The organism is Micromonospora sp. PRAS1 (genome assembly GCF_059553435.1).
In genome coordinates this window covers 19,748-32,803 of sequence record NZ_JCANNB010000003.1, presented here as the reverse complement: position 1 = coordinate 32,803, position 13,056 = coordinate 19,748, and the positions used below count along the sequence as shown (strand labels likewise).

The following is a 13,056-nucleotide window of genomic DNA, read 5'->3' as shown; positions in this document are numbered from 1 at the left end:
GAGTGGCTCACCGAGGTAACCGGGCGAGCGTCTGCGCCGGACGGTCGGTGATCACGCCGTCCACCCCGGCGGCGAGCACCAGATCGAGGTCGGCCGGCTCGTTCACGGTCCAGACGTAGACCTGGTGACCGGCCGCCCGCAGCGCCGGCACCAGCGCGGGGCGGGCCCGGACCAGCCCGATGCCCGGACCGGCGATGCCGGCACCGAACGGCAGCCGGCCCAGGTGCGGCCAGCGGGGCAGCATCTCCAGCAGCAGTACCGTGGGGAGCGTGGGCGCCAGGGCCCGGATCCGGCGTACGGCCAGCGGGGAGAAGGACATCACCGAGACCCGTACCGGATCGTCGGGACGCGGCTCGGCGAGGCCGTACCGGCGTAGCAGGGCGACCAGCCGGCGCTCGACGTTGCCCCGGTAGCGGGACGGGTGCTTGGTCTCGATCAGCAACCGGACCGGCCGGCCGGCGGCGAGGACGGCCTCCAGCAGCCGTTCGAGGGTGAGTAGCCGGGTGTGCGAGTCGTCGAGCACCTCGTCGCCGTCGGACGGCACGCAGCCGGGGTGCCAGGAGCCGAAATCCAGCTCCTCCAGCTCGGCGAGGGTACGCGCGCTCACCAGCCCCCGGCCGTTGCTGGTCCGGTCCAGCCGGCGGTCGTGTACGCAGACCAGGTGCCCGTCGCGGGTCAGCCGGACGTCGCACTCCAGCCCGTCCGCACCCTCGTCGAGGGCGCGCAGGTAGGCGGCGAGAGTGTGCTCCGGCAGGTCGTACGACGCGCCACGGTGCGCGAAGACGAGGGGTGCACCCATCGGCGTCCGCTACCGGACCTGACCCGGCTGCCCGTCCGCGCCGATCACCGGTCGCCCGGCGGCTGCCCACTCGCCCATCCCGCCCTCGACGTTGCGCACCTGCTCCCATCCGTTGCGCATCAGGTACGCGACCACCTGGGCCGATCGCCCGCCGGAGCGGCAGATGACGGCCACGTCGCGGTCGGTCGGCACCTCGGCGAGCCGGGCCGGCAGCTCCATCATCGGCAGGTGGTGGGCGCTGGGGGCGTGACCGGCGGCCCACTCGTCGTCCTCCCGGACGTCGAGCAGGTACGTGTCGTCGCTGATCTCGGGGACGGTAACCGTGGGTATCTGAGGTCCGAACACGGCTACCAAGCCTAACGGTACCGGCCGGCGATCAGAGTCGGGTGACCCAGCGCGGGTGACCGCCGGCCCACTCGGGCATCCGGGTACCTCGGACCGCCTCGAACAGCCCCTGACCGCCGCCGTCGAGCACGACGTACGACACCTGGCCGATGGTCTGCGGGTGTGACGGCACCTGTACGCCGTGCAGCGTCTCGGCGGAGAGGCCGTGCAGCGCGAGCAGCAGATCCTCCACCGGCACCCCGTTGGTGTCCATGGTCAGCGAGTTGCCGACCGCCTCGATGAGCCGGTGCAGTTGGACGGGATCGGTGCGCAGCCGGGTCTCGCCCGCCCGGGCCAGCATGGCGCCCAGCAGTTGCTGCTGGTGGGTCTGCCGGTCGTAGTCGCCGCCGGGCAGGTCGTAGCGTTGGCGCACGTAGTCCAGCGCCTGCGCGCCGTCCATCTGCTGGCAGCCGGGGTGGAAGACCCGGTCGGTGTGGATCGAGCGCACTTCGGTGCGTACGCACATCCGGACCCCGCCGAGCAGGTCGATCACGTTGCGGAGGCCGGCGAAGTCGACCAGGGCGGCACCGTCGAAGCGGATCCCGGTGAGCCGGGCCAGGGTGGCCGAGAGCAGCCGCGCGCCGGCCGGGCCGCTGCCGCCGTACTCGTACGCTGTATTGATCTTGTCTTCGCCGCCCGGATAGCCGGCCGCGGGCGGGATGCTGACCAGCAGGTCGCGGGGTACGGAGATCAGGTATCCGGTGCGCAGTCCGGCCGGGACGTGCACGATCAGGATGGTGTCGGTGCGTTGCTGCGGCCCGGCGTCGCCCGGCCGGCGGTCCGAGCCCACCAGCAGGTAGTTGAGCGGCCCGTCCAGGTCGGTGCGGTCGGCGCGGGCGGAATCGTCAAGCAACTCCTCCCGGGTGATGGTGCGCTCGTACCGGTCGGTGAGCACCCGGAGGCCGACCACGGCGAGCGCGGCCAGTAGCACCACGGCCAGCCCCGCACCGAGCAGTACGCGGGGCCAGCGCGGGTGACGCGGGCCGTTGCCCGGTGTCCGCGCTGCACCGTCGTGTGCCGTCCTGGCCGTGACGTCCCCCCGTGGGCTTGACATGAATACTGCTCATATCAGGCTACGAAAGGACTACCCGGCGTGACGGAGGTTCGTCGCATCTCCCGCCGGAGCCGGATCTCTCCGGAGCGGGGTCACTCCCGGGAGGAGATCACCTCGGGGTTGTAGAAGACGAACTCGGCGAGCTTGTCCTGCTGGACGGCGCGGAACATGTCCAGGGTCTGCTCGTCGAGCGCCTCGTTGCCGTTGCCCTGGGTCTTGTACGTGCCGCCGTTGGTCTTCAGCATGATCAGCTCGTTGCCGGTGACCCCGCGCATGGTGAAGACGAAGTCCTCCACCGCGACGCCCCCGGTGTCCAGGATGAACGCCTTACCGGCGGCCTTGATCATCTCGTTCAGCTTGACCGGGTTGGTAAGCGTGCCGTTCGTGCTGGCCTTCTTCGCCATCGCCTTGATCAGCTGCTGCTGGTTCGCCTGCCGGTCGTAGTCGCCGCCCTTGAGGCCGTAGCGCTGGCGGGAGTAGTCCAGCGCCGCCCAGCCCTTCATCTCCCGGCAGCCCTTCTTGTGCACCACCGGGGTCCTCGGCTTGCCGGTCTTCTTGGCGTCCGCGTTCCACATCGGCTTGCCGTCGACGTACGACATGTGGAGCGACTCGACCTCCTGCTTGACGCAGATGCGTACCGAGCCGAGCGCGTCGATGACGCCCTTGAAGCCGCCGAAGTTGATGATCGCCGCGCCGTCGAAGCTGACGCCGGTCATGCCCTTGATCGTCTTTGCCATCAACTGGGCGCCGCCCTCCCAGCCGCCGCCGTTGCGGGCGCCTGCCTGGAAGGCGCTGTTGATCTTGCCGACCCCGCCCGGATAGCCGGTCTTCTCGAAGGCCGGGATCCTCGCCTCGGTGTCCCGCGGGATCGAGATCAGGTAGGCCTGGTCGTGGGTGGCCGGGATGTGCAGCACGATGATGCTGTCCGCCCGGACGTCGTCGGCGTCCCACCGCTCCCGGGCGTCCACCCCGAGCAGCAGCATGTCGATCGGACCCTCCAGGTCACCGCCGCCCTCCGCCTGCGACTTACCCGCCTCGTCGAGCAGGTTGCGCTGGGAGATGTTGCCGGTCGCCTGGCTGATCACCGCCTTGCTGCCGACGATGGCCACCCCGCTGGTCATCATCAGCACGGCACCCAGCACCACGGTGAGCCGGGCCCAGAGGGGATCCCTGCGGCGCTTCCCGCTCTTGCCGGACTTCTTCTTCTTGCCGGGAGGCGGGGGTGGCGTGGCGGATGCACGAGGCGGCTCGAGCAGGGCAGGGCTGTGAACCGGCATGCGTGCTCCAGCTCGTGTTCTCCGAAGGGGGCGGGAACACTTTACGTACGTCGTTCCGCCGTGGCGAGTTCGGGTGACGGCCAGACAGGGTTTCCCGCCGCGTCATCCTGCTGAAATGCCCGAACGGACAGATCCAAATGGATGGTCGGAGGTTGGTGCGCCAGGTCTGATTCCTCAGCCGTTGTCGTTGGCCGGCTCTTTGTTCGCCCGCATCCAGTCGGCCATCGTGTCGGCGGACATCGCGCGGTACATGGCCAGCGCCTTCTCCCGATCGGAGACCACCACCGACTCGCCGTTGATGGTCTGGCTACCCAGGTGCGGACTGGTCACGAAGGTCAGGTTCTCGCCCCGCAGGTTACGGAACTGCACCGCCATGTCGGTAAGCGAGAAGCCGTTGTCGACGGTGACCGCGTCGGTCACCGAGCGGAGGAAGTCGTTGAGCTTCTTCGGGTTGGTGAGCGTGCCCGTGCTCGCCGCCTTGTCCATCAGCGCACGCAGGAATTCCTGCTGGTGGCGCATCCGGGCGAAGTCGCCGTCGGGGAACTGCTTGCGCTGCCGGATCCAGTCCAGCGCCTCGGCACCGTTCATCTGGTTGGTGCCCTTGGTGAACTTCCGGTACGGCTTGTGGATCGAGGTGATGGTCCGCTCCACCTTCAGCTCCACCCCGCCGAGCGCGTCGGTGACCTGCTTGAAGCCGCTGAAGTCGATCGCCATCACATGATCGATGTGTACGTCGGTGAAGCACTCGACGGTGCGTACCGCCAGGGGCAGTCCGCCGAAGGCGAACGCTGCGTTGATCTTGCGGCGCTGGCCGGAACCGCAGTCGGCGCCAGCGCTCTCCGGGATCGGCACGTACAGGTCGCGCGGGATGGAGACGAGGTACGCCTCCTGGTGGTCGGCGGGGATGTGCATCACGATGATCGTGTCGGCCCGCCACTCGCCGGCCTGGTCCATCGGGGCGTCCGGATCCCGCGAGTCGGTGCCCACCATCAGGATGTTCAGCGCGCCGTCCACGGCCTTGGCCGGTCGGCCACCGGTGATCTCCGAGAACGGGTCGGTCCGGGCCAGGTTCTTGTCCAGGCTGCGGGCGTAGAACCAGGCGCCGGCCCCGGCGACCAGCGTCAACACCAGCACCACGACACCGGCCACCAGAACCATGCGCCGCCAGCGGGGTCGCCGGCCGCGCGGTGCGGGTGCGCCGCCGCCGGGCCCGTCCGGCCCCACCGGCCCGCGCGGGCCACCCGGCCCGCCGACCATGGGCGGCTCGTCGTGCGACGGGTACCAGCGGGTCTCGGCCGGTCCGGCGGGTCGCCCGCCCGGACCCGGCACGGCCGCGCGGCCCGCGCCGCGACGCAGGTGGAAGAACGGCTGCCCGGCGGGGATGGTCGCTGACATGTAACTCAGGGTACGCAGCAGTAGCCAGTGTCGCCGTGAGGCGAATTCCGCGTCGTGGCGGATCGGCTACCCTAGCCGCTCGCGAAAGTCCTCGATCGTGCGCCGCAGGCCTTCTTCCGGCGCCACCGTCGGCTCGTATCCGAGCAACTCACGGGCCAGGGTGAGGTCGGGCCGGCGCATCTCCGGGTCGTCGGCACTGCGGGTGACGTACGTCACCTCCGACTTGCTCTCGGAGAGTGACACGATCGTCTCGGCCAGTTCCCGCATGCTCATCTCGTGCTCGGTGCCACAGTTGACCGGCCCGCTCTCGGTGGAGTCCAGCAGCAACAGGATGCCCCGAACCAGGTCCGCCACGTAGCAGATCGAGCGGGTCTGGTTGCCGGTGCCGTGCACGGTGATCGGCTCGCCGCGCAGCGCCTGGGAGATGAAGGTCGGGATGGCCCGGCCGTCGTCCGGCCGCATCCGTGGCCCGTAGGTGTTGTGCGCCATGATTGCACCACCGGCCCAGAAGTTCTCCTTGCCGGGTACGCAGAAGTCGTAGACGAGCGGGGTTGCCTCTACCGGCTCCACGGTGGTCACGGACGCCCAGACCAGATCCCCTTGACGTTCGGCCGTGATCCTCTGCTCTACGCCCATGTCCCACTCAAGCGGGCTCCAGGGGGAAACATTGCAGAGGGTGAGCCGCCAGAAGGGATACTCCCGGTCACCCGTCTTCGTCATGGTGGTTGTGTAGCGCCCGATCGAGGGAAGGAGGCCAAACCGTGCGAAGGCGACCACCAGGTCGTCCTTGAGACGCTTCGAAACCGTCGAAAACTCGTGCCGGATCCCCGCGGCCAGCTTCTTTCCCGAGTGGACGCCGTCACCCTGCCGGTATCCCTCGATGAACCACTTCAGTCGAGACAACGGCAGGCCGAGAATCCAGCCGGGGATACCCTTCGCGTCGGTAGCCAAGCCGAGGTGCCGCCAGAGATCCACGAGAAGGTGGCTATGCACATAGAGCGCTCCTCCGCGCTGTGCAGTTTGGCGGCTTCGTATCACATGCAAGTCAAAGGCCGTTTTGATTACCGACTGTGCCCGGCCAAGCGTCTCCTCGTCGCAGGAAATATTCAGATAGGCACTCTTTGGCCGCTGGTCCACCGAGCAGCCCTCGGCTACATAGAGGCCCATCAGCCAGAGCACCTCATCGGTCAGATCGACCTGGACGGGGAGCCGAGCCTTGGCGCCAGCCACATATCGCCGGACAGTCGCCTCGGCGGGCACCGGAATGCCAAGCGCGTGGACGACGGCCAGCGGAGCATCCTCGGCTGATCTCCAGCGCGCCAGGGTCCCCCAGCATGAACGCCGCTCACCGGTACCACGTCGCGCCGCGATGACATCCACGACTTCACGCCGTCGCTCGTGCAGAAGATGGCCCAGCCCACTCCAGGAAACGGCGACACTCCACGGGTCGGTACCGTTCTGTTCGAACATGCTCAGTAGTGAGGCAGACTTGCGGTCCCGCTCAACAACCTCCACCCGGGAGGCGATCGCGACGCGGTCGTCAACCTTGAGATCGCGTACGGGAACGGCCTCGATCGCCCCGGTTGCACTGTTTCGACGGAACAGGCTGTGATCGCCCGTTACTGAGAGGCTGCGACCGTACGCGGTGGTGACCCGGAAACATGGTGCGCTGGTGGGATGGCCCACCAGCCAGGTCGCTTCCGATGCGCTTACTCGTCCGTTCAGGTCGAAGGCAGGAACCGTGTAGCCGTCAAGCGGCACCGAGGCTCCGATCCGATCCGCGAGCGCCTGGACCGGCTCATGGCGCAGCTCGCTGCCGTCATCGAACAACACCATCTCGTCGGCGAGAATGGAGTTGAAGATCCGGACGATCGCGGTGTCCACGCCCCGGCTGCGGCGGTACGCCATCGTGGCCGCCTCGGAGAAGCGCTTCGCCTCGTCGTAGACGCTGCGGACGCCGATCGGGTTGACGTTGCCCCAGTAGGTCTCCCGCTGCGGGTGCTCCTTCGGGTCGCCGTACGCCTCGGAGGTGGAGGCCAGCAGGAACCGGGCACCGTCGGCAGCCGCCCGCTCCAGCAGGTGCAGGGTGGCCACCGAGCCGACCCGCAGGATCTCCACCGGCAGCTTCTCGAAGTCCGTCGGGCTGGCCGGGGAGGCCATGTGCAGGATCGCGTCGAAGCGCTCGGCGAGCGCCGGATGCTCGGGCAGGCCGTCGGAGATGTCCGCCTCGACCAGGGTGAAGGTCGGCTTGTCGAGCAGGTGCGCGATGTTCTCCCGCGACCCGGTGACGAAGTTGTCAAGCGCGACCACCGTGCAGCCACGGGCGATCAGCACGTCCACCAGATGCGAGGGAACGAAGCCCGCCCCGCCGGTGACCAGAATGCGATGACCGGGCCCGAAACGCTGCTCAACCTTCATGCGGCTGAGCATATAAGGAGGGGCCCCTTGTTAACGCCTGGCGTAGTAGAGGGGCCCCTTCTTAACACTCAACCCACGAGCGCCGGGCCGCGCCGGGCGAGCGCCGTGAACGAGCCGGGTCGCGCCGGGTGAGCGCCGTGAACGAGCCGGGCCGCGCCGGGCGAGCGCCGTGAACGAGCCGGGTCGCGCCGGGCCGCGCCGGGTGAGCGCCGGGCTGAGCCTGGCGTCGGTCAGTGCGCGCCGGCTCCGGTCAGCGAGCGCACCTCCAGTTCGGCGTACTTCTCCTCGTCGCTCTCCTTCGAGATGACCGTGCCGATCCAGCCGCAGAGGAAGCCGATCGGGATGGAGAGGATGCCCGGGTTGGAGAGCGGGAACCACTGCCAGTCGTGGTCGGGGAACATCGCCGTCGGCGCTCCGGACACCACAGGCGAGAAGAACACCAGCAGTACGGCCGCCAGCAGACCGCCGTAGATCGCCCAGACTGCGCCCGAGGTGTTGAACCGCTTCCAGAACAGGCTGTAGAGGATCGCCGGCAGGTTGCCCGAGGCGGCCACGGCGAAGGCCAGCGCCACCAGGAAGGCGACGTTCAGGTTCTGCGCGAAGATGGACAGCGCGATGGCGACCGCGCCGATCACCAGCGCGGAGATCCGGGCGACGCTCACCTCCTGCCGTTCGGACGCTTCGCCCCGCTTGATGACGTTCGCGTAGAAGTCGTGCGCCAGGCTGGACGACGAGGCCAGGGTCAACCCGGCGACCACCGCCAGGATGGTGGCGAAGGCGACCGCCGCGATGATCGCCAGCAGTGCGGCACCGCCCAGTTCGCCGCCGAAGAAGGTGATCCCGAGTTCCTCGGCGAGCTGTGGTGCGGCGGTGTTCCCGGCCGGGTCCTGGGCGCGGATGGCCTCCCCGCCGACCAGCGCCGCCGCGCCGAAGCCGAGCGCCAGGGTGAGCAGGTAGAACGAGCCGATGATGCCGATCGCCCAGAGCACGCTCTTGCGGGCCGCCTTGGCGGTGGGGACGGTGTAGAAGCGGATCAGGATGTGCGGCAGGCCGGCGGTGCCGAGCACCAGGGCGATGCCGAGGGAGAGCAGGTCGACCTTGTTGTAGAAGGTCTGGGTCGCGTTGCCGGCCACCTCGACGCCGTACCGCAGCCCGGGCCCCAGGAAGTCGACGCCGTGCCCGGAACTGGCCGCCGCGTCGCCGAGCAGCGACGACAGGTTGAACTTGTACTTGGCGAGCACCAGCAGCGTCATCAGCAGCGCGCCACCCATGAGCAGGAACGCCTTGACGATCTGTACGTAGGTGGTGCCCTTCATGCCACCCACCGTGACGTAGATGATCATGAGTGCACCGACCATGATGATGGTCGCCACCTTGGCGGTCGCCGCGTCCATGCCCAGGAAGGTGGTGCCGGGCCGGATGCCGAGCAGCAGCGCCACCAGGGCGCCCGCGCCGACCATCTGGGCCAGCAGGTAGAAGATCGACACGGTGATCGTGGAGACCGCCGCCGCCGTACGCACCGGACGCTGCCGCATCCGGAAGGCCAGCACGTCGGCCATCGTGTACCGACCGGAGTTCCGCAGCAGCTCGGCGACCAGCAGGAGCGCCACCAGCCAGGCCACCAGGAAGCCGATCGAGTAGAGGAAGCCGTCGTACCCGTAGAGCGCGATGATGCCGGCGATGCCGAGGAAGGACGCGGCGGACATGTAGTCGCCGCCGATCGCCATGCCGTTCTGGAAACCGGAGAAGGACCGGCCACCGGCGTAGAAGTCGGTGGCGGTCTTGGTCTGCCGGCTGGCCCAGATGGTGATGGCCAGGGTGGCCGCGACGAAGGCGAGGAAGAGCACGATTGTCAGGTTGCGGGCGGTGGTGTTGCCCGCCTCGACCGCGAGGTTCATCGCGTTCACGACTCACCCCCGGTCATCTCGTCGCGGATCTTGTCGGCCACCGGGTCGATCTTCCGGTCCGCGTACCGCGAGTAGTACCAGGCGATGAGGAAGGTCGAGACGAACTGGAGCAGGCCGAAGACCAACGCCACGTTGATGTTGCTGCCGAACAGCCGCGTGCCCATGAAGTCGCGCGCGTACGCGGAGAGGATCACGTAGAGCGCGTACCACAGGAAGAACGCGATGGTCATCGGGAAGACGAAGCCGCGCAACGCGCGACGTAACCCGGCGAACTCGTCCGACCGTTGAACCGCGAGGTACCGCTTCGAAAGTGAATCGCTCGGCGCGGCGGGGGGCGTGTCCGTGGACATTCTGTGGATCACCACCTTCACAGGCGACAGGAACACTGCGCACGGTAAGTAGCGCGCTACCCGCCGAAGAAGGTGAATATCGGCATCGGTCGTTGAATGCGCCGAGCGGCGGTGCCGCTGCGCCGAGTGACCATTGCGGCTGCGCCAAGCGACCGGTGCTGTTGCGCGGAAGCGACCGGTGCTGTTGCGCCAAGCGACCGACCGCACTGCGGAGACCGGTATGTGATGATCAGTCCAGTTCGCGGTAGCGGCCCCGGTGATGCAGCAGCGGTTCGCTCTCCTCGGTCAGCTCTACCCGTTCGATGGTCGCCTCGACCAGCAGACTCCAGCCGTACTCCCGGACGGCGTCCAGCCGGCAACCCGCCCAGCCGCCAGCGTCGGCCGGCACCGGCCCGTACGGCGTGTCGGTCCAGCTACCGGTCGCGAAGAGGCCGCCGGGAGAGGGGAAGAGCCCGGCGAAGCGGTCGGCCAGCTGTCGGTGCGGCGGGCCGAGCGGCGTCACGGCGAACACCTCGGCCTCCTCGACCGCCGTCCAGAGATCCGACTCCGCGTCGACCAGGCCGAGCAACCGACCCGGGTCACCATCGGCCACCAGAGCCGACGACACGGTCAGCCCGGCCGGCCCGGGCGCCGTCCAGAGCGTCACCGGCGCGGCGAGCCGACCCCGCAGCCGGCGTACGGGTGAACGCTGCCCCGCCGGCACGGCGAACGGGTCGGTGTGGTGGATCTGGGCACCCGGCTCATGATTCACGTGAAACATTGTGACCGGGTCAAGCGGGTGTTTGCGGGCCGGACCGGAAGATCACGCTCGTTCATGGATCGAGTGGTCTCCTCCGACGTGGGATGCCACTCGTTCCTGGATCGAGCGTGATCATGGCGGGCCGCCCTCGGCGGGTTATCCACAGGGGCAGCGCGGCGGCGGGCGGGGATGCCACCGTCAGGGACATGCCTCGATCGCCTCGTCGGCCGCCGCAGCTGCGGGGACGTGTGTTCCGTGGCTCGGTCGCCATCACCCGTGGCCTGCTCACTCGCAATGATCTTCGCAGCACCGCCTGGCGCCCGCTCTTCCGTGACGTCTATGCGGATGCCGAACTGCTCGACACCCATCGGGTCCGGTGTGCCGCGGCCGGGCAGTGGCTGGTCCCGCCGGGCGCGGCGATCGCGGGCCGATCCGCCGCAGCGCTCTTCGGTTGCGCCCAGGGCAGGGCTGATGATCCGGTGGACGTGCTCGTACCCCGTGGCGTACGCCTCGCGCCGCACGCGGGGCTGCGCGTCCATCAAGGGCCGGTCGACCAGGGGGACATCGTCGAGCGGCCGGGGACGGCAGTTACCTCACCCGAGCGCACCTGCTGGGACCTGGCGAACTGGCTCGACCTCGTGGAGGCAGTGGTAATCATTGACGCGCTGCTGTCACGTCGGCTCACCGATGTGCCGGCACTGCGCGGGTACGCCCTGGCCAGGGCGGGCCGTCGAGGTTGGCGGGCGATGCTCCGGGCGGTCGACCTGGCGGATGCCGGTGCCGAATCTCCGCAGGAATCCCGCACTCGTGTTCGGCTGGTGCTGGCCGGGCTGCCCCGTCCTCGTACCCAATGGGTCGTGTCGCGGCAGGGCCGTTTCGTCGCCCGCCTCGATCTTGCCTGGCCGGAATATCGGGTGGCGGGAAGTTCGCGCCGCCCTGCGTTCCCGGGGCCACCAGGCCCGCGCGACCCCGCGCGAACCGCGATGACCGCGGGAACCAGGTGACCGGGTCAGCGGCGTGGGGTGACCATCGCCAGCAGTTCGGGCAGGCGGCGGTCCAGTGTGTCGCCGGCCAGGTACGTGCCGAGCAGTGCCGCGCCGACGCCGTACGCCACACCGAGCGGGAGGCCCAGCCAGAGCCAGGCGTCACCGAGCAGCGCGGCGGCGAGCACCAGCGGTACGGCGATCGCGGCCGTGGCGACCATGGCGAGCAGCGTCAGCAGGCTCTTGACCATCCCGGCGCCGCTGTTCATCGCGAACGGGTTGCTCGTCTCCGGCAGCGAGTAGGCGCCGAGCACCGACACGAACGAGTTGACCGCCAACCCCGCGCCGTAGGTGGCGACAAGCGTGCCCGCCATGAACCCGATCCAGGCCGGCTCGCCGAGCACCACGGCGATCACCACGGCGACCACCGCCAGCATGGGCAGTACGTACAGCGAGAAGGCGGTGATCCGGGCCCGCAGCTCCACCCGGCCGGGCACCCCGGCCACCACGTTCGCGGCGTACGCGCTGCCGTCGAAACCGAACTGGTTGGCCAGCGTCACCGCGGCGAGTAGCCCGACGAAGACCATGGAGAGGCTGACCAGCACCGGTGACGTGTCACCGGCGAGGCTGAAGCCCTGCTCGTTGTCGACCGTGAAACCCTGCCCGCCAAAGTTGACCATCACCGGCACGAAGAGGCCGACCACCGCGATGGTGATCAAGTTGGCCCGCCGCCGGGCGTCCCGCCACCAGTAGCGGGCCTCCCGCGCGACAAGCGCGCCGAACCTGTCCCGGCGCAGCCAGCCGGTGGCGCGGGGGAAGAACTGGGCCACCACCCCGCCGGTCACCGACGCCTTGGCCTGGGCCGGGCCGCCGCTCGCCGCGCCCACCATCGCCGACTCCAGCGAACGCGACCACCAGGCCAGCAGCGCAACGATCGTGGCGACGGTGATCAGGAGCTTCAGGGGTGCGGCCCAGACCCGGCCCTGGGCCACGTCGATGCCGGCCGTCCACGGCGCGCCGAACGGCGTCCAGCCGATCACGGTCGCCACCCCGGCCAGCCGGTCCCAGTTGACGTCCTGGATCGCGGCGAGCCCGGCGAGCTGCAACGGCCCGAGCAGCGCGGCGACCACCGCGAGCAGCACGGCGGCCAGGTCGCGTACCCGCCGGGAGCGGAGCATGGTGGCGAAGGCGCTGGTCACCGCCCGGGCCGCGGCCACGCAGAGCAGCAGCCCGCAGACCACCCCGACCGCCGCGACCACGGCGGCGGACCAGCCGCCGAAGACACCGGCCGTGACGACCAGGCCGGAGAGCGCCACCAGCACGGCGACCGTGGGTACGCTCACCAGCGCCGCCGCGAACAGCCCGGTGACCAGGGTGCGTCGGGGCAGCGGCAGCAGCGCGAAGCGGGCCGGGTCGAGCGTCTCGTCGACGCCGAAGAAGACAAGCGGCAGTAGCAGCCAGCCGAGTACGGTCAGCCCACCGACGAAGGCGGCGATCAGCATCGCGTACTTGTCGTTGCCGGCCAGCCCGGGTGCCGCCAGGCCGAAGAAGGCGCTGACCGCGAACCAGAGCCCGAACAGCGACCCGATCAGGAAGAGCGCGATCCGCCAGCCCTGACCCCGGAAGTTGTTGCCCATCACCCGCAGCTTGAGCCGGACGAAGTGCCACGCCGACACGCGCCGGACGGGAGCCGTCGAGCCGCCCACCGAGCCGCCCACCGAGCCGTTCATCGGGGCGTTCCCCGGTGTGT

Annotated in this window: 11 protein-coding genes and 1 pseudogene; 1 reads left to right on the top strand and 11 read right to left on the bottom strand. The window is 69.4% G+C overall.

The window, feature by feature from the left end; all coding sequences use genetic code 11:
• Positions 1 to 7 precede the first annotated feature (7 nt).
• The 10 genes and pseudogenes from AC507J_RS03940 to AC507J_RS03895 form a co-directional block, all read right to left on the bottom strand.
• Positions 8 to 799, bottom strand: coding sequence for a glycerophosphodiester phosphodiesterase (locus AC507J_RS03940; RefSeq protein ID WP_496287672.1), 792 nt, complete (start codon positions 797 to 799; stop codon positions 8 to 10).
• 9 nt (positions 800 to 808) lie between these two features.
• The gene (locus AC507J_RS03935; protein ID WP_496287671.1) at positions 809 to 1,144 is read right to left on the bottom strand and encodes a rhodanese-like domain-containing protein; all 336 of its coding nucleotides are present in this window, start codon (positions 1,142 to 1,144) and stop codon (positions 809 to 811) included.
• Positions 1,145 to 1,175: 31 nt separating this feature from the next.
• The gene (locus AC507J_RS03930) at positions 1,176 to 2,237 is read right to left on the bottom strand and encodes an LCP family protein (RefSeq protein WP_496287670.1); all 1,062 of its coding nucleotides are present in this window, start codon (positions 2,235 to 2,237) and stop codon (positions 1,176 to 1,178) included.
• A 92-nt stretch (positions 2,238 to 2,329) separates the two neighbouring features.
• Positions 2,330 to 3,514: an LCP family protein gene (locus AC507J_RS03925; RefSeq protein WP_496287669.1), complete on the bottom strand. Its 1,185-nt coding sequence runs from the start codon at positions 3,512 to 3,514 to the stop codon at positions 2,330 to 2,332.
• 174 nt (positions 3,515 to 3,688) lie between these two features.
• Positions 3,689 to 4,909 carry an LCP family protein gene (locus tag AC507J_RS03920; RefSeq protein WP_496287668.1) on the bottom strand — a complete coding sequence of 407 codons (1,221 nt, stop codon included), beginning with the start codon at positions 4,907 to 4,909 and terminating at the stop codon, positions 3,689 to 3,691.
• 66 nt (positions 4,910 to 4,975) lie between these two features.
• Positions 4,976 to 6,745 carry an NAD-dependent epimerase/dehydratase family protein gene (locus tag AC507J_RS03915; protein WP_496287901.1) on the bottom strand — a complete coding sequence of 590 codons (1,770 nt, stop codon included), beginning with the start codon at positions 6,743 to 6,745 and terminating at the stop codon, positions 4,976 to 4,978.
• A gap of 15 nt (positions 6,746 to 6,760) precedes the next feature.
• Positions 6,761 to 7,327, bottom strand: a pseudogene (locus tag AC507J_RS03910) (GDP-mannose 4,6-dehydratase); the annotation flags it as partial.
• Positions 7,328 to 7,557: 230 nt separating this feature from the next.
• Positions 7,558 to 9,225: a monocarboxylic acid transporter gene (locus AC507J_RS03905; RefSeq protein ID WP_496287900.1), complete on the bottom strand. Its 1,668-nt coding sequence runs from the start codon at positions 9,223 to 9,225 to the stop codon at positions 7,558 to 7,560.
• Positions 9,226 to 9,230: 5 nt separating this feature from the next.
• Entirely contained in the window at positions 9,231 to 9,584 is a 354-nt protein-coding gene (locus AC507J_RS03900) for a DUF485 domain-containing protein (protein WP_496287667.1), read from the bottom strand.
• Between the two features lie 229 nt (positions 9,585 to 9,813).
• Positions 9,814 to 10,344, bottom strand: a complete 531-nt coding sequence (locus tag AC507J_RS03895; RefSeq protein ID WP_496287666.1) for a flavin reductase family protein — start codon at positions 10,342 to 10,344, stop codon at positions 9,814 to 9,816.
• Positions 10,345 to 10,529: 185 nt separating this feature from the next.
• Here AC507J_RS03895 and AC507J_RS03890 point away from each other — a divergent pair, with 185 nt between their 5' ends.
• Entirely contained in the window at positions 10,530 to 11,327 is a 798-nt protein-coding gene (locus AC507J_RS03890; protein WP_496287665.1) for a DUF559 domain-containing protein, read from the top strand.
• Between the two features lie 5 nt (positions 11,328 to 11,332).
• Here the strand turns inward: AC507J_RS03890 and AC507J_RS03885 are convergent, their stop codons facing one another.
• Complete coding sequence (locus tag AC507J_RS03885; RefSeq protein WP_496287899.1) at positions 11,333 to 13,036, bottom strand: ABC transporter permease; 1,704 nt, start codon at positions 13,034 to 13,036, stop codon at positions 11,333 to 11,335.
• Between the last annotated feature and the right edge of the window lie 20 nt (positions 13,037 to 13,056).